The following is an 18,365-nucleotide window of genomic DNA, read 5'->3' on the forward strand; positions in this document are numbered from 1 at the left end:
CAGAAACAGCGCCATCGCCATGGCTGCCCTCCGGTTCCGCTTCGCTCCACCTACGGCCAGCCATGGCGCAGGAGGCGATCATGCACTAACAAACCGAACGGACCACTCAGTGGGGGCCGGTCAGTAAACGTAAAGCGTGATTGCAGCGCCGCGTAGGCCGGATTGCCGCAATTGGCAGTTCCACTCGCCCCAAACATAGCCGCCACGATCCCCGCCACCGGCTCGCTTTCGATCGGGCCGGTGAAGTCATACTTGAAGTAATCGACACTGGCCCGGAAACCACCGGTATTGATCAGCAAGCCGCCATTGTAAGTTGTCGCGCTTTCGGGTGCGAGGTTCGGATTGCCGTTGATATCGATCGCCCGGAACGAGCTGCCGATGATCTGCAGCGAGGTCAGGTTGCCTGCAAGGCTCTGCGAAGGCGGACCACGGAAGGTGGTGCCAATACCGCCGCGGATCGCCAGCCAGTCAGTCAGCTGGAACTTGGCGCGGGCCTGCGGATCAAAGGTCGATCCCACCGCGCCGCCATAGTCTTCGTATCGGGCAGACAACTGAACATTGAACGCATCAGTCACCGGCAGCTGCAATTCAGCAAAGGCCGCATAGACATCGCCCTTGCTGTCGCCATTTCGGTTGGTCCCCAGGAAGCCAAGGGCACCGGTCTGCGGGGTGCAAGTCGCCGACGGGTTAAGTGGCGTGCCAGGGCAAGGGTTGAAATCTAGGTTCGATATGTTGTTGTAACGCCGGCTATAGGTGTTGCGGCGATACTGCGCGCCCAGCGCGAAGCCCACCTCGCCACCCGGCAGGGTCAGCCCCGTCTGGCCCGAAATCACCGCATCGGCCACGAATTGCGTCGTAAAGGCCTGAGTGTTGGGCGTCTGGAACATCCAGTCAAGCGTGCCAAGGTCGTTGATCAGGCCGGCCCCTGGCGCGGTCGACAGGCCATTGGTGCCGCGCGAGCCGGCATAGTTGGGGTTCGTCTGCCCGGTTACCGGGTTACCCTGAACCGCAGTCGAGAACGGGTTCCAGAAGGTGCAGCCGTTGGTCCCCGCCAGTGCCGCCAGCTGCGTTGCCGAAAGGCCGGCGCGCGATGCCGTGGAGGAATAGGCGCAGTTCGGGCCGCCAAAGCCCGCCAGTGCATTCTGGAACAGGTCACCGAAGGTATCGGTGCCGCCAAACGAACGGTCATAGCGGCTATAGGTCACGCTGGTGGTGAAGTTGAGCTTTTCCGACAGCGCGGTGTCCAATTCCGCCGTGACCATCATCTGGTCCGAAATGCGCGGCGAAGTGGCTGAACCGCGGCCGGGGAACAAGGCATTGCCGCCCAGCAGGACCGGGCGGAACAGCACCGGGAAGGCCAGCGCCGGTGCCAGCGGCGTGCCACTTGCATCGGTGAGGCAGCCTGCTGCTGCGCCATAAACCCGGCAATAGTCACGCAGCGCCGGGGCATAGGTCGGGATCTGGAACACCCCGCCCCCGCCGCCCGCAGCATTGGCTGAAGGCGGCAGCGTCGGCAGATAGCTGGGCGATGTGGTGATCCGCGTTTCGGAATGCCCCCACAGCGCATTCATCCGCAGGCTGGTGCTTTCGGAAAGATCCACCTCGGCATCAAGGAACAGCTGGAAGCGTTCTTCCGGCTCAACCAGGTTGCCGAACAGGCCATACTGGTTGAAGCAGCGGTCGGTGCTCGATCCGGGCAGGCTGCGGAAGCCACCCAGGGCCTCGCAGCCCAGATCAGTCGTAAAGACTAGTCCGCCAACCGTGGCATTGAAATCGAAGTTCCCTGGATTGCCACCCCCGGTCCAGCCGCCCTGCGGATTGTTGGGATAGGGCTGGATCGTGAAGTCGCGGTCCACTGTCTGCAATTCAGAGCGGCGCTGGTAACCGGCGGAGACGAAAATCCGCCCGCCATCGCCCGAATGGCCATAGCTGACTGCCCCGCCATAATCGCCGTCTGAACCCGAAATGTAGCGATAATCGGCCGAGGCGCGGAAGCCGTCCTGGTTGGTGCGGGTGATGAAGTTGACCACCCCGGCAATCGCATCCGAGCCATAGGTAGCTGCGGCGCCATCCTTCAGCACCTCGATCCGGCCGATTGCGCCGGAAGGGATCAGGTTGACGTCAACGATCGGGATCCCGCTGCCGCCTGACTGGACGATGCGCTTGCCATTCAGCAGCACCAGGGTGCGCTGCGGACCAAGACCGCGCAGGTTGACCGAGGCAACGCCTTCGTTGCCCTGGGCGCGCGCATCAAACTGGTTGGCATCGCCGATGATCCCACTTGAGTTGGGCAGGTTCTTGAGGAGGTCGATCGCCGAGGGGCTGCCCTGCTTGGAGAGCTCTTCGGCGCCGATCACGTCAACCGGTGCGGGCGCCTCTTCGCTCGATCCACGGATGAGTGAACCGGTGACGACGATTTCCTTGGCATCGCTTGGCTGATCATCAGCATCGCTGTTCTGGGCAAAGGCCGGTGCCGAAATGGTGGCAACCGCAAGGGCAATGAATGACGTGGAACCGATCCGCATCTGGCGCACTGACATAACCTCTCCTCCTCGTGACGGGCGCCTCCGTCATCGGGCGTGTAGCCCGCTGGAGAGGCTTACCCACATTGCGCCACTTTTATGGCGTCTAGGGAGAGCTTACGTATTATCAGCAGCCAGTCAAACCCATCGCTCAATTTTTATGGGCAGCAGACCAGCTGGTTCGGGTTCCCCCTCTGCCCCGCTGCCCACCCGAACCCGGCATGCGATACGGCGCAGCCGTGGAAAGAGGCTGCGTGAAGCGGGTTAAGGCTTTGCCTTTTGGCTCTGCTTGCCTATAGGAATGGGGCCCCGGCAGAGCAGTCTTTTACGGCTCGTCCAGCCGGGGCTTATCATTTTTCCTTGCAGGGAAGCCGCTCATGTCCCGTCGCCGCCAAATCTACGAAGGCAAGGCCAAGATCCTTTACGAAGGTCCCGAGCCCGGCACCCTGATCCAGTATTTCAAGGATGATGCCACAGCCTTCAATGCCCAGAAAAAGGGCACGATCAACGGCAAAGGCGTGATCAACAACCGCATCAGCGAGCACGTCTTCACGCGGCTGAGCCACATCGGCATCCCCACCCATTTCATCAAGCGGCTCAACATGCGCGAGCAGCTGGTGCGGCAGGTTGAGATTATCCCGATCGAAGTTCTGGTCCGCAATGTCGCGGCCGGCTCGATCTCCAAGCGCCTTGGCATTCCCGAGGGCGAACCACTCCCCCACACCCTCATCCAGTACTGCCTCAAGGATGACGCGCTGGGCGACCCGCTGGTTTCCGAAGAGGAAATCGCCTGCTTCGGCTGGGCCACCAATGAAGAAATGCAGGACATTTCATCAATGGCGATCCGGGTGAACGATTTCATGTGCGGCATGTTCGCCGCGATCAACATCCGCCTGGTCGACTTCAAGCTTGAATTCGGGCGGATCTGGGACGGCGAATATAGCCGCGTGATCCTGGCCGACGAGATCAGCCCCGATGGCTGCCGCCTGTGGGACATGGTGACGGGCGAAAAGCTCGACAAGGATCGCTTCCGCCGCGACCTGGGCGGTGAGGAAGAGGCCTATCAGGAAGTAGCCCGGCGGCTTGGCCTGCTCGATACCGACAACGGCCCGAGCGAGGTTCTGGACCTTTCCGCCCACCGCAAGCTGCGCGGGAAGTAACCGCTCGCCAATTGGTGCTTGCAGGCAGCGGGCGTCTGGGCAAGAACTGGCCCATGACGTCACGCAAGCTTTTGTTCGCATTCGTTCTTTCAACCTCCGCACTCGCCGCCTGCGCACCGCAGCGGGGCGCGGTGGCCAGTGTCGCGCCACCCGCCAAGCCCACCTGGGCGTTCGAGGCGAGCGACGTCCCGGTCGATGAGGGTTACCGCTTCGGCAAGCTCGACAACGGCATGCGCTATGTTATCCGCAGCAATGCCACGCCCAAGGGGCAGGCGCTGGTGCGCATGGTGGTTGGCACCGGCTCGCTTGACGAGGCCGATGACGAGCGCGGCTTTGCCCATTTCGTCGAGCATATGGCCTTCAACGGCAGCACCAACGTGCCCGAGGGTGAGATGGTCAAGCTGCTCGAGCGGCTGGGCCTGGCCTTCGGCGCAGATACCAATGCCTCTACCGGGTTTGAGCGCACCGAATACAAACTCGACCTGCCACGCAACGATCCGGCCCTGCTTGATACGGCCCTGATGCTGATGCGGGAAACCGCCAGCGAATTGACAATCAGCCAGGCAGCGGTTGAGCGTGAACGCGGCGTTATCCTCGCCGAGAAGCGGGACCGGAATACCTTTGCCCTGCGCAATTTCGAAGACCAGATGCAGTTCCTGCACCCACAGGCCCGCTATTCCCAGCGCCTGCCAATCGGCACCGAGGAAACGCTGAACAACGCAACTGCCGAACGGCTGCGGGCATTCTGGCGGCGCGAATATGTCCCGGCGCAGACGACCTTGCTGGTCATTGGCGATTTCCCGGTCGAAGCCGTGGAGGCCGTAATCAAGGCCCGCTTTGGGAGCTGGCAAGGTGCCCCGGCCGAACCCCAGCCCCCCGCCGGTCCATTCGACCCCAAGGCCAAACCGCGCGAGGACGTGTTCATTGATCAGGCTCTGTCCGAACGGATAACCGTAACCCGCCACGGACCATGGCTTGAGGAACCGGACAGCCTGGCCCAGCGACGGGAAAACCTGCTGCGGCAAGTTGGCTATGGCATCCTAAATCGCCGCCTGCTGCGCCGCACGCGCGAAGCAAATCCCCCGTTTCGGGGTGCAGGTGTCAGCACCAGCGATGTGTTCCAGGAAGGCCGCTCTACCAACCTGGCGGTAGAGACGGTTGACGGTGGCTGGAAACGCGGGCTGCTGGCCGCGACCGAGGAGTATCGCCGCGCACTGGAATTCGGGTTCAGCCAGGCCGAAGTGGCCGAACAGATTGCCAATTCACGCAGTGCGGCGCGCAATGCTGCCGCCAGCGAAAGCACCCGCAGCCACGGCACCCTGCTTGGCGCGGTGATTGCACTGGTGACCAACGACATCGTGCCCGACAAGCCCAGCCGCTCGCTCGAACGGCTCGAAGCATTCATTCCGCAGATTACCCCCGATGCGGTGCTCGCTGCACTCAAGCGCGAACTGGTCCCGCTGGAACAGCCGCTGATCCGTTTTCAGGGGCGGCGCGAACCCGAAGGGGGCGCCAAGGCCTTGCGCGATGCCTGGGATGCGGCATCCAAGGCCAAGGTGACCAGGCCGGAAAGTAAGGCCGCAGGCGCCTTTGCCTACACCACTTTTGGCCCCGCCGGACAGGTCGCCAGCGACGTGACCGAGCCGCGCTATGGCATCCGCCAGGTGCGCTTCGCCAATGGGGTCATGCTCAATCTCAAGCGGACTGACCTGACCAAGGATCGGATCTGGGTCAGCCTGTCGGTCGACGGCGGAAACATGCTGGCGACGCGTGAAAATCCGTTAGCGACGCAGATGATGGGCGTTTTCAGCCAAGGCGGCCTTGGCAAGCATTCGCGCGACGAGCTCGACAGCCTGCTGGCCGGACGGACAGTCGGGACCGGGATGGGCGCTGGTGCGGAGACCTTCGCCGCCGGGGCCACAACCACCCCGGCCGACCTCGAATTGCAGCTGCAGGTGCTGGCGGCACAATTGATCGATCCAGGATACCGGCCCGAGGGCGAAGTGCTCTTCCGCCAAACGATCAACAACTTCTTCGCGGCCATCGGCGCGACACCGGATTCGGCATTTTCGGCCGCTTTTGGTGGCATCTTGTCGGATCAGGACCCGCGCTTCTCGCTCGGCAAGGTCGAGGACTATCGCAAGCTGACCTTCGCCCAGCTCAAGGACACCGTGGCTGACCGCCTCGGCAAGGGTGCGATCGAGCTGGCGCTGGTCGGTGATTTCGACGAGGCGCAAGCGATTGCATTGGTTGGCAAGACACTGGGAGCCCTGCCGGCGCGGGAACCAGCCTTCCTGCCCTATGCCCAACAGCGTGCGCGAAGTTTTACCAAGGATCGCACTCCGCGCGTTCTGCGGCACAGGGGGGCCAAGGATCAAGCCTTGCTCACCTACAACTGGCCGACTCGCGACGGTGAAGATCTCAAGCAGGCCATTGCGCTCGAACTGCTCCAGCGGGTGGTCCAGGTTGAACTGACCGACACCCTGCGCGAGGCCCTGGGCAAGGCCTATTCCCCCGGCGTGGGCGCAAGCACGCCCCGTACCTGGCCAGGTTACGGTACGTTCTATATCCGCGCCTCGGTTGACGTGAAGGAAGTTGCAGCCACGCGTGCGGCGATCCGCAATCTGCTGACAGAACTGCGCAATGCCCCGGTCACCGCCGACGTGGTCCAGCGCGCGCGGGCGCCGCTGCTCGAAAATCTTGATGCCGCACTCAAGACCAATGCCGGCTGGTTGGGGCTGGTCAATCGCTCCCAGTCAAAGTCCGATGAGCTGGATCGCTTCGCCCAGTCGCGCGCCATCATTGCCGGGCTTACTGCGGAAGACCTCCTCGCGCTGGCCCGGCGATATCTTGAACCGGACCAGGGGCTCGAGATACTGGTCCTACCGGAAGGGATCGATCCCTAAGCCCAGTCTGCTCCCTCCGGCAGCTGAAGCGGCAATTTCAGATAGTGGACCGCGTTGCCTTCGGCCGGCGGGAAATGCCCTGCGCGAATGTTGACCTGGACTGACGGGAGCAAGAGACGCGGCGCAGCCAGACCCTTGTCGCGATCCTGCCGCATCCTGATAAAATCCGCTTCCTCCACTCCATCATGGATATGGACATTTCTGGCCCGCTCCTCGGCAACGGTCGATTCCCACGCGTAATGAGCACGCCCGGGCGCCTTGTAATCATGGCACATGAACAACCGTGTTTCCGCCGGGAGTGAGAGGATCCGGCGGATCGAGCGATAGAGCGCGGCCGCATCGCCGCCGGGAAAGTCGGCGCGGGCGGTGCCATAGTCCGGCATGAACAGCGTATCGCCGACGAAAACGGCGTCGCCGATCCGGTAAGAGATGCACGCGGGGGTATGGCCCGGCGTATGGAGCACTTCGACTTCCAGTTTGCCAATCCAGAAAGTCTGGCCATCGGCAAAGAGATCATCGAACTCTGCCCCGGTACCGGACACATCCGGTGCGTTGAATATTCCAGCGAAGACTCGTTGGACATCGCCGATCTGGGAACCGATCCCGATCCGCGCCCCGGTTCGGGCCTTGATCAACGGCGCGGCCGAGAGGTGATCGGCATGGGCATGGGTTTCAAGCACGCGGGTTATGGTCCAGCCCTTCGCATTTGCTGCCGCGAGGACGCTCTCGGCAGAAGCGGTTGAGACCGTGCCGGAAGCAGGATCAAAATCGAGCACGGGATCAATCACGGCCGCCTGCTGCGTTGCCGGATCGCCGACCAGATAGGTCACGGTGAAGGTCGCTTCATCGAAGAAAGCCTGAATATGTGGGGAATTGATCATCAGACGACTCCTTTGCGCTTGACATATATTAGCATATTCTTATTTAGCAATAGCTAATATATGGAGCCGCGATGTCCAGCCTCACTACCGACCTTGAGCGCTTTGCCGCCAATGCCGCCGAAGTTTCAGCCATGCTCAAGGCCATGGGCAATCAGCGCCGGCTGATGGTGCTGTGCCAGTTGGCCGAACATGGCGAGATGCGCGTGGGCGATCTGGCCCAGGCGGTTGGCCTGTCGCAGTCGGCGCTGTCACAGCACCTTGCTGTGCTGCGCGAGGAAGGCCTGCTTGCCTTCCGACGCGAGGCTCAGGTTGCCTGGTACCGCATCGCCGACCCGCGCTGCGAACAGCTGCTCGTCACGCTCCACCAACTCTATTGCCAGATGGACTAGAACCATGACCCTAACCAAGATCACCCCCGCCGAAGCCCAGGCGCGAATTGCCGAGGGCGCAGCCCTGATCGATATCCGCGCGGCCGATGAACATGCCCGCAGCCGCATCCCAGGATCGCGAAACATTCCGCTCGGCAATGAGTTGGCGCTGGGCGATGCCCCGGCGGTCATCTATCACTGCCGCTCGGGCATGCGCACCGATGCCAATGCCGCCCAGCTGGCGACAGCAAGCCCATGCCAAGCATACCTGCTCGAAGGTGGGATCGATGCATGGCGCAAAGCCGGCCTGCCCGTGATCACCGATGCCAAGGCGCCGCTGGAGATCATGCGCCAGGTTCAAATCACTGCCGGCCTGCTCGTCCTGACGGGCGTGATCCTGTCCTTCACCGTCAACCAGGCGTGGATCGGCCTCAGCGCCTTTGTTGGTGCTGGCCTCACCTTTGCCGGTGTGAGCGGCTGGTGCGGCATGGCAAAGGTCTTGGCCCTGATGCCCTGGAACCGCCGCGCGGCGGCCTGAGCCAATGGGCCCTGAGACAATCCTCGCCGCAATTGCTGCCGGGTCGGCAATAGGGTTGGTGCTGGCCCTGGTTGGCGGTGGGGGATCGATTCTCGCCGTGCCGTTGCTGGTTTACGTGGTCGGCGTCCCGTCACCCCACGCAGCGATCGGCACGGCAGCTGTCGCGGTGGCGCTCAATGCGGCCAGCAGCCTTGCCGGTCATGCTCGCAGCGGCAATGTAAAGTGGCCCTGCGCGCTCACCTTTGCACTTGCCGGGGTGTTTGGTTCAGCGCTGGGTGCCGAGGCAGGCAAGGCGATGGACGGACAGCGGCTGCTCGTCCTGTTCGGAGCCTTGATGGTGATCGTCGGCCTTTCGATGCTCCGCCCGCGTAAAACCGCAGACAACCCCGACGTTCGGCTGGAACGGAGTACAGCCTCGGTGCTGCTGCCACGCCTGATCCCCACCGGATTTTCTGTTGGCCTGCTTGCCGGATTCTTTGGGATTGGCGGCGGCTTCCTGATTGTCCCCGGCCTTGTCATTGCAACGCGGATGCCACTGCGGGTGGCAGTTGGCACCTCGCTCGTGGTGGTCACCGCGCTCGGCCTGACCACGGCAACGTCTTACGCCCTGTCCGGTTATGTTGACTGGCCGCTGGTCGGCCTGATGGTGATCGGCGGGATAATCGGCGCAGTAACCGGCATTCCGCTCGGCAAGCGCCTCGCGGCGCGCAAGCGCGCAATGGAACTGGGCTTTGCCGCCCTGGTCATCGCAATCGGCGGCTACGTGATCTGCAACGGCCTGGCTTAAAAAAAGCGGGGCGGTGGACCAAAGTCCGCCGCCCCGCGAGTCAGGGAGGATTCCTGAAATTTAGAACTTGATCGAGGCGTCCACACCAAAGGTGCGCGGCATGTTGAAGTTGCCGTAGTCACCAAAGATGTTGTTGTTGTTGCCAACCCGGGTGATGTTGGCCACGCCGGCCGCAGCGTTCGACTGCACCGCTGGCAGGCTGTTCGACGGATCGCGGCGATAAACTAGCTGATTGTCAAACACGTTGCGGCTCCACAAGCCCAGATTGAGCTTGGTGCCGCTCACATCGATGTCAATCACCGATAGGCGCGCGTTCACGATGAAGCTTTCATCGGCCTTGACCGCAAACTGATCGAAGCTCTGCGTTGCCTGCGAATAGTTGGCATCAACGTGGAACTTGATCTTGGTATCGGCAGCACCCAACGGCAGCTCATAATCCACCGAGGCACTGGCCGCGTTGCGCGGCGTGTAGACGATGTAGAACTTCTGAAGCACCGTAGTCGACTGACCAGTCGGCGCACCGGCCGAAGTGAACTCGCGATAGGTGACCGGAACCGCCGGAATGTCGGTGTAGGTGTAAGCATAGGACAGGTCGAACTTCAGACGATCGGTCGGCTTCACGGTCAGGTCCGCCTCGATCCCCCGGATCTTGGTCGTACCCGGCGCATTGAAGGTAACCAGGTTGTTGAAGTTGCCAGTCGCTGTAGGCTGGATGGTTGACAGGTCAACCTGGCTGCCCTTGCGGTCCATCAGGTAAGCCGCCAAGTTGAGGCGCGCACGGCGATCGAACAGATCGGCCTTCAGGCCCACTTCATAGCTCTTCACGTCTTCCGGGTTAAACGCACGGTAGTCCGAAGTACGAGAGCTGGCGCCACCGGCGCGATAACCGGTGGCATACTTGGCATAGGCATGAACGGCATTGCTGAAGTCATAGGCAAGCGTTGCCATCGGGTTGAAGCGGCTCCATTCCTTGTCGAGCGGGGTATAACCGTTCGTCGCGGCAACCGTCGGGTTCGCAGCGTAGTTAACGCCGCGCGACCACAGCAGCTCGCCCTGCTTCTTGTCTTTGGTATAGCGCCCACCGACGGTGAGGTGGAGCTGCTCACTCGCGTTCCAGGTGGCCTGGCCGTAGGCCGCATAGCTCTTGGAGCGGACGCTGGATGCACGGTCGATCGAACAACCCTGCACAGCAGCGCCAAGGCTGGGCACGGCTGCGCCAGTGCAGAACGGGATCGGGGCAAAGGTCGCACCGGTTACGACCCCGTTTGTGACTACAGCGGTGGCGCCCATCGAGTTCGGCGTCGCAGCATCGTCGCTGACGCGCTCGTTAAAATAATAGAAGCCCGCCACGTAATCGACCGATCCGATCGAACCAACAGCCTGGATTTCCTGGCTGAACTGGCGTTGATTAAGGTCGGCCCGGCTGTAGCGGCTGAAAGCGCAGTTGGCACCGGCGCAGGACGCAGTCAGGTTGACCACCGGGACGCGGTGCAGACCACCGGCGTTATCGTTCTGCTCAACTTCGACCCCGCGCCAGGCGGTGATCGAACGCAGTTCGATTTCGGGGGCAATCTTCCACTTGAAGACGTTCGTGTAGCCGAAGGTCTTGTCCACGGTAACCTTCTGGGGAACGCCGATATCGGCCACGCGCATCAGCGTGGTGCCATTGACGACAACACCCGGCGTAAGCGGCTTGATCGTGCCCTGAGTCCCGATGAAATCAGTACCCGGAGTAACACAGGTGCTGCCCGCCGGAATTGGCAGCGGGGCAGCGTTGGTGCCGCCGCTCTGACAGTTATTCGGATTGTAGTTCAACAGCTGGCTGTAGAACGGCGAGTTCTCATCATGTGCGGTATCGAAGGAGAAATCGTTGGTGATCCCATCAACCGGCTGCCAGCGCACTGCGGCGCGGAGCCCCTTGCGATGGAACTGCCCCCAGCCGGCTTGATCAGCCAACGGGTTTGCCGTCACGGCATCCTGATGAGCAATCACGCCATCAAGCTTGATTGAGAAGCCTGCAACTTCCGGAAGGTTCAGGTGCAAACCGGCATTATAGCTGCCGATATTGCCAAGGCTGCCGTCGATCCGACCGCCCCATTCGCCAGTTGGCGCCTTTGACACGATCGAGACCGCACCGCCTTCGGTATTGCGGCCGAACAGAGTGCCCTGCGGCCCCTTGAGCACTTCGACGCGCTCAACATCAAACAGGCCGGTGTTGAGACCGTGCTGGCGCCCCAGGTAGACGCCATCGATATAGATGCCGACACCCTGTTCACGGGCGGGCTGGTTGGCATCAAGCGGCACGATCCCGCGGATGCCGACTGTCAGAGCCGACTGGCGCGATTCAAACGGAGCTACGCGCAAGCTGGGAACCCCACCATCAGCGAGATCGAGCAGGCTCTGGACCTTGCGTTCGCGGATCGTTTCCGATCCCATCACCGAGATTGAAATCGGCGTGCGCTGGAGGTTGGTTTCGCGCTTGGTTGCGGTCACGACGATGTCGGTAAGGCCATCGTTCTGCGCGGTGGCGGCGGGAGCGGCGGCAGCATCCTGCTGCTCATCAGCGCCACCTTCAGAAGCAGGCGCATCGACGAAGACGGCATCGGCAGTCACGGTGACGGCAGCATGGGCCGTACCAGCAAGGCCCAGCGCGGTCGCGAGGGCAAGGATCGATGCAGTCGAACGTGCGTTGAAGCGGTTCATTGGGTTTCTTCCCTGAGAGTGTATTTCAGCAATCTTTGTGACGCCGAACCCAGGGGTGTTGCAGGTATGCGAATCGACCCCCTGTCGACCTCAAGGCCGCCACTAGGATCTGGATGTGTCGCTTCCGCGTATTCTGCCTGACGCTAATACGACAGGAAGATGACGACGCTGTCAGACCCGGGGTTTTGTCAATCAATGGTGGCCGAGGCCAGGACCGCCTGCCACTCCCGCCGTTCTTGCTCGGTGAGTTCGCCTTTGTCCATGAAGCCAAGCAAAAACAGTGAACGCTTGCCGGCCACGATCCGATAGATTGCCACGGGCGGGTAGCCCGCCCGGCATCCAGTGGATTGACGCTCAAACGTGGCTGAGCTTTCGTCCGAAGCCAAGGTCCGGAAGGTGCTTGGGCAAAGACGCTGCCCCTCCGCTTGCAGCTCCGCGACCCATTCCGCAACAGTGCGGACTTTCTTGTCGGGCGTGCGGGCTACGATCAGCAGGGCCTGGATCCAATCCTTGGCGGACGCTCCTTCGATTGCGATCAGGTCGGTAACGTATCGCGGATTGGTATCATTAAACGCGATCATGTCCGGATCATTGGCATCAAACACCGCCTTAAGGGGCGGTGACAGACGGTGGTCGAATTTCAGGCGTTCAGCATTGGCCGGGCTGGTCAGCAAGAGCACCCCAAGCATTGCAGCAAGATGAAACTTCATAACCGGCGATCCTTGTTTCCAGATTCCAGCTTATGCCCGAAAAGGCGCAGATTCACGGGCTTTTTTCTGACAGTAATATGACACTCAGCAGTGCGCGCGGCGGTTTTCCGTGAGGTCAGCCTGCCGTCACGAATCCGTCATGTAGCTGCGTCATGCTTGTCGAGAATTACAGTCCGCCAAGAGCGCCAAGCTATGTCTGCGAATGCAACAGTTCTGATTACCGCAGCTCCCCCGGCATTGCTCGAGGGGCTAAGGCGTCGTCGCCCCGATCTGGCGGTGGCCGCGCTAGAGGGCGTTGTGCCAGACGACCTAGCAAGCGGACCAACCTGGTGCTTCGTCGATTGGCTGCTGCCCGACCGTTCAGGTCTTGAGATGGTCCGCGCCTTGCGCGAAGCACGCGCGACGCGTGACTGCCATATCACGATGGTGCTCGAAAGTGCCGAGCCTGATGATAAACGCCGCGCCCTGCGCGCCGGGGCCGACGACTACCTCGTCGGGCCGCTCAATGCCGAACGCCTGCTCGAACGGCTCGCGACTTATGAAACCAAGCCGCAGACACCTGCAGTTCCGCGCGGACGCCTGGTTCATGGCGATCTGGTGCTGGATCGGGCGGCCCACCAAGCCAGGTTTCGCGGCAGGCTGCTGACCCTGCGCCCCAACGAACTGCGCCTGCTGGGCCATTTCCTTGAGCATCCAGACCAGGTATTCTCGCGCGCAGCGCTGATCGAGCGGATCGGCAAGGATGACGAGGTCAGCGATGAGCGGACCGTCGATGTCTGGGTCGGCCGGCTCCGCCGCGCGCTGGTTGCCCAAGGCGCGCCGGACCCTTTGCGAACAGTCCGATCGGCAGGCTACGTGCTCGATTCATTGCCAGAAGCAGGGTGACATTGCTCGCCCCGAAAGCTTGACAAGGGCACCAATTTCCATATTTCGATATTTATCGAATCATGGGGAAAAGTGGTGCAAGCTGAAATCGTGATCCGCGCCTTGGGCGCTCTCGCGCAAGAGCATCGCCTTGCCGCTTACCGACTGCTCGTCCAGGCTGGAGCCGAGGGCATGGCCGCGGGGGGCTTGTCTGAGGCACTCGGACTGCCTGCATCGTCGATGAGCTTTCACCTGTCTCAGCTTAGTCACGCTGGCCTTGTCACGCAGCGCCGCCAGAGCCGTTCGATCATCTATTCTGCCGACTATGCCGCAATAAGTGAATTGATGGCCTATCTTACTGATAACTGCTGTGGCGGTGCTGCCTGCGAACCTGCGCTCACCGCATCGATGCCGGTCTGCGCGTGATGGTTGCGGTGCGTTCGATTCTGGTGCTCTGCACCGGCAATTCCGCCCGCTCAATTCTGGGCGAAGCGCTGTTCCGCCGTCACGGAGCCGGCAGGCTTCAAGCCTATTCCGCGGGAAGCAAGCCCAAAGGCGTGCCGCATCCGGGCGCGCTGCGGCTGTTGGCCCGCGAAGGGTTTGATCCCGCCAGCTTCCGCTCCAAGAGCTGGAATGAGTTTACCGGGCCGGATGCCCCGATAATCGATCTTGCCATCACAGTTTGCGGCAATGCAGCGGGCGAGGCTTGCCCCGTATTTCCCGGCAGCCCGCTGCGCGCACACTGGGGACTGCCCGATCCTGCGGACGTGAATGGTGACGCAGCCAGTATCGATGCTGCCTTTGTCGAAACATGGCGGTTGCTGACCATGCGGGTCGAAGCTTTCTTCGCACTCGATCTGGACGCGCTTGATGCCAAGGCAGCGCAGGCCGAGCTGGCACGGATCGGGGCCATGGAGGGCGCAGCATGAGCCCCCTATCCCGCCGCCTGCTGGCCGAAGCGACCGGCAGCGCGATCCTGTTCGCCACAGTTGTCGGCTCTGGCATCATGGCCGACAGGCTTTCTGGCGGAAACGTTGCGGTTGCGCTGCTTGGCAACACACTGGCCACGGGGGCAATCCTTTATGTGCTGATCGCCATGCTCGGCCCGATTTCGGGCGCACAATTCAATCCGGCAGTGACGCTGGTCATGCGCCAACGCAATCACAGCAGCTGGCTCGAAGCGACGGCAGTGCTGCTGGTTCAGGTCGGTGCCGGAATTGCCGGGGTCTGGCTGGCCCACGCCATGTTCGACCTGCCAATCCTGCAAGTCTCGGCAAAGGCGCGGACGGGGGCCGGCCAGTGGCTGGGTGAATTCATCGCAACGTTTGGCCTGATGCTAACGATCCTGGGCACCTTGCGCCATCGGCCCGAGTCCGTGCCGGCCAGTGTCGCCTTGTACATTACCGCCGGCTATTGGTTCACGTCTTCGACCAGCTTCGCCAATCCGGCGATCACCATCGCCCGCAGCCTGAGCGACAGTTTTGCCGGGATCGCCCCTGCTGACGTCCCTGGATTCATCGTGGCGCAACTGGCCGGGGCGATGACCGCACACTTCATGGCCCGCGCGCTGTTCCCCGACCGGGGATGATCGCTGCAGAACGCTTGCCCCCGCAGCGTTCTGGCGGCATAGGCCCGCGCGACTCCTCTGCCTCCAGTCCGAAAGGCCCCGCGATGAAGGTCCGCGTATTCGTCAGCCTCAAGAACGGGGTGCTCGACCCACAAGGCCGGGCTATCCATCATGCCATCGAAGGCCTCGGCATCCACGGAGTGGAGGATGTGCGCGCCGGCAAGATGATCGAGCTGGAAGTCGATGCCAGTGTCACAGACGCCCAGCTTGAGGAAATGGCCAGCAAGCTGCTGACCAACACGGTAATTGAGAATTACCGCATCGAACGGGTGCAGCCGTGAGCTTCCGTTCGGCCGTGATCACCTTCCCGGGCTCCAACTGTGACCGGGACATGGCCGATGCGCTGGAGAAGGTATCCGGCACCGCGCCCTTCCGGGTCTGGCATGGCGACGCCGCCCTGCCCGACAACCTTGATTTCATCGCCCTGCCCGGCGGTTTTTCCTATGGCGATTACCTGCGTTCCGGCGCGATGGCCGCACGCAGCCCGATCATGCAGGCGGTGATTGCCGCTGCCGGCAGGGGCGTGCCCGTGCTGGGTGTCTGCAATGGATTCCAGGTGCTGACCGAAGCAGGCCTGCTGCCCGGCGCATTGATGCGCAATGCGGGCATCCGCTTCGTCTGCCGCGAAGTCCGGCTGAAGGTTGAAAACGCAGGCAGCTTGTTCACGGCCGGCTATAGCGCGGGCCAGGAAATCACGATTCCGGTGGCCCATCACGATGGCAACTATTTTGCCGACGCTGAAACGCTGGACCGGCTTGAAGGCGAAGGCCGCGTAGCCTTTCGCTATGCCGAAAGCGTCAACGGTTCGGCCCGTGATATTGCCGGGGTACTCAATGTAGCTGGCAATGTGCTGGGCATGATGCCGCACCCCGAGCGGGTCATCGAGCCAGCGCAAGGCAACACCGATGGTCGTGCGTTGTTCGAAAGTGCCGTACGGAACCTGGTGCGCGCCTGAGTTCAGCTGACCTGGCGCAAATCAGACCTTCCAAAGAGACCGCGCGCTTCAAGGGCCAGCATCGGCCGGCCAAAGTAATAGCCCTGGATCTTACGGCAGCCGAGACCGCGGATAATTGACAACTCGCGTTCGGTTTCAACGCCTTCGGCCGTAGTCGACATTTCAAGGCTTTCAGCCATAGCCACAACGGCGCGGATGATGGCCAGACTTTCAGGGTTACCCGCCGAGGCGCCCTGAACAAAGCTGCGGTCAATCTTGATCGTCGAAAACCGCAGATTGCGGATATAGGCGAGCGACGAATAGCCGGTCCCAAAATCGTCAAGCGCGATCCCGCAGCCCAGCGCCATGATCTGCTCCAGCGCCTGACGTGCAAGGTTTGAATCGCGCACAAAGATCGATTCGGTGACCTCGATCTCCAGCCGCTGGGCCGGCAGGCCGGTGCTGGAAAGCGCGGTAACGACGCTGGGAATGAAGCTGGGGTCGAGCAACTGCTCACCCGAAACGTTGACCGCCACCTTGACATTACCCGGCCAGGCGGCCGCCTCGCGGCATGCCTCGCGCAAGACCCACTCCCCAATCGGCACGATCAGTCGGGTGTCCTCGGCCAGCGGAATGAACTTGGCCGGGCTTACCGATCCGTGATCTTCGCTGTTCCAGCGCAGCAAGGCCTCAAAGCTGACAATACTCTCATCCTTGGCATCGACCACTGGCTGAAAGTTCAGGGCGAACTCGTTCTTCTCAAGCGCACGGCGCAGCGAAAACTCCAGTTTGCGGCGCTCTTCGGCATGGGCGTGGAGCGAAGGCTCATAATTGAAGTGCTGCCCGCCGCCGTCTTCCTTTGAACGGTAGAGCGCGAGGTCGGCGTTGCGCATCAAAGTCTCAACCGTGTTGCCATCGACCGGGCCAATCGCCGAACCGACGCTAGCCCCAATGTAAAGGGTGTGGTGATCAACCTCATAGGGCTGCGACAACTGATGGATGACGCTAGCGGCCACGCGCTGCAATCGGGTTGGATCTGATGCATCTCGCACCACGATCGCAAATTCGTCCCCCCCAAGGCGGCCACACAGCTCGTTTTCGGTCATGATCGACTTGAGCCGTTCCGAAACCCGCGCAAGCAACTGGTCACCAACCAGATGACCAAGGGTATCGTTGACCGCCTTAAACCGGTCGAGGTCGATCATCAGGAATGCGCACTTGGTGCGCCACTGCGCAGCATAACGCAGCGCCTCGCCCAGCGCCTCGGTCACCATCATACGGTTGGGCAGGCTGGTCAGCGTATCAAATCGGGCCATGTGCGCGATCTTCTCGGAGCTTTCGCGCTGCGCGGTCACATCTGACCCGACCCCGCGGAACCCGTCGAACCCGCCCTTGTCATCAAACTTGGGGGTGCCCGAAAGCTCCCACCAGCGAAGCTCGCCATTGATATGGACGCGCACGATGAGGTTGGAAAAGCTCTCACGCCGCTTCAGCCGCTCAGCCAGGTCATGCAAGCTTGATGGGAACTGTCCGGTATCCCAGGCTGGGCCCGCGATCAGCTGGATAAACGGCTTGCCATCAATCTCGTCGGCACTCTTGCCCAAGGCAAAAGCAAAGCGCGGGCTTACTGATCGCACTCTGCGGGACGGATCGATCTGCCACAACCAGTCAGCCTCCCCCTCCTCGAATTCGCGCAGAAGCAACGACACCACCTCGTTCTTTTCCGCCACACCGGCTTCGGCAATGCGGGCCGTCAGAAAAGATCTGGCATTCTCGACCGAGCCAGCGACAATCACCGCCAACCAAACGATTGTAACAATGGCCATTTCAAAGTTTCCGGCCCACAGCAGGCTCACAATCGCACCCCCGCCAGCAATCCCGGCGAAGAGGAGGTTTGCCAGCGGGACGGCCGGCAGCAGCACGGCCGATGCGGTCAATAGCATCGCCGTTATTGCCCATAGCTCAAGATGTGTGTCTGGGGCCCCGAACGGGGCAAAGGCTGCCGTGGGAGCGACCCAAGCCAAAGCATTGGCGATTGAGCTACGCGATTGACGATCAACCTCGTCGCGCGACATGCGTCGGCGGTCGGCATCGCTCAGGGTCTTGTCGACTTTCGCGCCGTGATAAAGGGTGGAACCCAGCAAACCCAGCCAGCCGAGAAGCAGGGCGATGTGGACATTGCCCAAGTATAGCCAGCACACACCCAGCCCGGCCACGGCCTGAGCAAGGATCCGCGCTTTGGTTACGCGAGCAAGGTTTGAATACTGCAGGCCGCGAAGCCGGGCCCAGTCGGCATCGCCGGGATTTGCCAATCCCAATACGGCCATAACAGGCAGTTCACGCGGCAGGGCAGAAGCAGGGGATG

Annotated in this window: 16 protein-coding genes and 1 pseudogene; 12 read left to right on the forward strand and 5 right to left on the reverse strand. The window is 61.9% G+C overall.

What is annotated here, in order from left to right; translation table 11 throughout:
• Nucleotides 1-89, forward strand: a pseudogene (locus tag RQP55_RS12065) (integrase catalytic subunit); the annotation flags it as partial.
• On the opposite strand, the gene RQP55_RS06105 reads toward RQP55_RS12065, so the two are convergent.
• A complete protein-coding gene (locus RQP55_RS06105; RefSeq protein WP_315609303.1) occupies nt 51-2,540 on the reverse strand; it encodes a TonB-dependent receptor plug domain-containing protein in 2,490 nt (829 codons plus the stop codon). The pseudogene RQP55_RS12065 and the gene RQP55_RS06105 overlap by 39 nt on opposite strands.
• Nucleotides 2,541-2,899: 359 nt before the next feature.
• Between RQP55_RS06105 and purC the strand changes: the two genes are divergently transcribed.
• The gene (purC, locus tag RQP55_RS06110) at nt 2,900-3,682 is read left to right on the forward strand and encodes a phosphoribosylaminoimidazolesuccinocarboxamide synthase (protein ID WP_315609304.1); all 783 of its coding nucleotides are present in this window, start codon (nt 2,900-2,902) and stop codon (nt 3,680-3,682) included.
• A gap of 53 nt (nt 3,683-3,735) precedes the next feature.
• Complete coding sequence (locus tag RQP55_RS06115) at nt 3,736-6,588, forward strand: insulinase family protein (protein ID WP_315609305.1); 2,853 nt, start codon at nt 3,736-3,738, stop codon at nt 6,586-6,588.
• On the opposite strand, the gene RQP55_RS06120 is transcribed toward RQP55_RS06115, so the two are convergent.
• Nucleotides 6,585-7,469: an MBL fold metallo-hydrolase gene (locus RQP55_RS06120; protein ID WP_315609306.1), complete on the reverse strand. Its 885-nt coding sequence runs from the start codon at nt 7,467-7,469 to the stop codon at nt 6,585-6,587. The two genes, RQP55_RS06115 and RQP55_RS06120, sit on opposite strands and share 4 nt — an antisense overlap.
• Before the next feature lie 71 nt (nt 7,470-7,540).
• Here RQP55_RS06120 and RQP55_RS06125 point away from each other — a divergent pair, with 71 nt between their 5' ends.
• Genes RQP55_RS06125 through RQP55_RS06135 form a run of 3 tightly spaced genes read left to right on the forward strand, consistent with a single transcriptional unit; the run spans nt 7,541 to nt 9,162 of the window.
• Nucleotides 7,541-7,858, forward strand: coding sequence for a metalloregulator ArsR/SmtB family transcription factor (locus RQP55_RS06125; protein ID WP_315609307.1), 318 nt, complete (start codon nt 7,541-7,543; stop codon nt 7,856-7,858).
• Between the two features lie 4 nt (nt 7,859-7,862).
• Complete coding sequence (locus RQP55_RS06130; protein ID WP_315609308.1) at nt 7,863-8,375, forward strand: rhodanese family protein; 513 nt, start codon at nt 7,863-7,865, stop codon at nt 8,373-8,375.
• 4 nt (nt 8,376-8,379) lie between these two features.
• Nucleotides 8,380-9,162 (forward strand): sulfite exporter TauE/SafE family protein, encoded by a 783-nt coding sequence (locus RQP55_RS06135; protein ID WP_315609309.1) that lies wholly within the window; start codon nt 8,380-8,382, stop codon nt 9,160-9,162.
• Between the two features lie 60 nt (nt 9,163-9,222).
• On the opposite strand, the gene RQP55_RS06140 is transcribed toward RQP55_RS06135, so the two are convergent.
• Together RQP55_RS06140 and RQP55_RS06145 are read right to left on the reverse strand one after the other, a co-directional pair.
• A complete protein-coding gene (locus RQP55_RS06140; RefSeq protein WP_315609310.1) occupies nt 9,223-11,865 on the reverse strand; it encodes a TonB-dependent receptor in 2,643 nt (880 codons plus the stop codon).
• Nucleotides 11,866-12,053: 188 nt separating this feature from the next.
• Nucleotides 12,054-12,539, reverse strand: a complete 486-nt coding sequence (locus tag RQP55_RS06145; RefSeq protein ID WP_315609311.1) for a hypothetical protein — start codon at nt 12,537-12,539, stop codon at nt 12,054-12,056.
• A gap of 228 nt (nt 12,540-12,767) precedes the next feature.
• On the opposite strand from RQP55_RS06145, the gene RQP55_RS06150 reads away from it, so the two are divergent.
• The 6 genes from RQP55_RS06150 (at nt 12,768) to purQ (ending at nt 16,021) form a co-directional block, all read left to right on the forward strand.
• Nucleotides 12,768-13,460 (forward strand): response regulator transcription factor, encoded by a 693-nt coding sequence (locus tag RQP55_RS06150; RefSeq protein ID WP_315609312.1) that lies wholly within the window; start codon nt 12,768-12,770, stop codon nt 13,458-13,460.
• A gap of 75 nt (nt 13,461-13,535) precedes the next feature.
• The gene (locus RQP55_RS06155; protein WP_315609313.1) at nt 13,536-13,865 is read left to right on the forward strand and encodes a metalloregulator ArsR/SmtB family transcription factor; all 330 of its coding nucleotides are present in this window, start codon (nt 13,536-13,538) and stop codon (nt 13,863-13,865) included.
• Nucleotides 13,865-14,368, forward strand: a complete 504-nt coding sequence (locus RQP55_RS06160; RefSeq protein ID WP_315609584.1) for an arsenate reductase ArsC — start codon at nt 13,865-13,867, stop codon at nt 14,366-14,368. The genes RQP55_RS06155 and RQP55_RS06160 overlap by 1 nt, the downstream gene beginning before the upstream one ends.
• Nucleotides 14,365-15,027: an MIP/aquaporin family protein gene (locus tag RQP55_RS06165; protein ID WP_315609314.1), complete on the forward strand. Its 663-nt coding sequence runs from the start codon at nt 14,365-14,367 to the stop codon at nt 15,025-15,027. The genes RQP55_RS06160 and RQP55_RS06165 overlap by 4 nt, the downstream gene beginning before the upstream one ends.
• Before the next feature lie 83 nt (nt 15,028-15,110).
• Nucleotides 15,111-15,347 (forward strand): phosphoribosylformylglycinamidine synthase subunit PurS, encoded by a 237-nt coding sequence (purS, locus tag RQP55_RS06170; protein ID WP_147088730.1) that lies wholly within the window; start codon nt 15,111-15,113, stop codon nt 15,345-15,347.
• On the forward strand, nt 15,344-16,021 hold the full coding sequence (gene purQ / locus RQP55_RS06175; protein ID WP_315609315.1) for a phosphoribosylformylglycinamidine synthase subunit PurQ: 678 nt from the start codon (nt 15,344-15,346) through the stop codon (nt 16,019-16,021). The genes purS and purQ overlap by 4 nt, the downstream gene beginning before the upstream one ends.
• Nucleotides 16,022-16,023: 2 nt before the next feature.
• On the opposite strand, the gene RQP55_RS06180 is transcribed toward purQ, so the two are convergent.
• On the reverse strand, nt 16,024-18,327 hold the full coding sequence (locus RQP55_RS06180; RefSeq protein WP_315609316.1) for a putative bifunctional diguanylate cyclase/phosphodiesterase: 2,304 nt from the start codon (nt 18,325-18,327) through the stop codon (nt 16,024-16,026).
• Nucleotides 18,328-18,365: the final 38 nt, after the last annotated feature.

The sequence above is a fragment of the Novosphingobium sp. APW14 genome, assembly GCF_032337075.1.
Taxonomy (GTDB): Bacteria; Pseudomonadota; Alphaproteobacteria; order Sphingomonadales; family Sphingomonadaceae; genus Novosphingobium.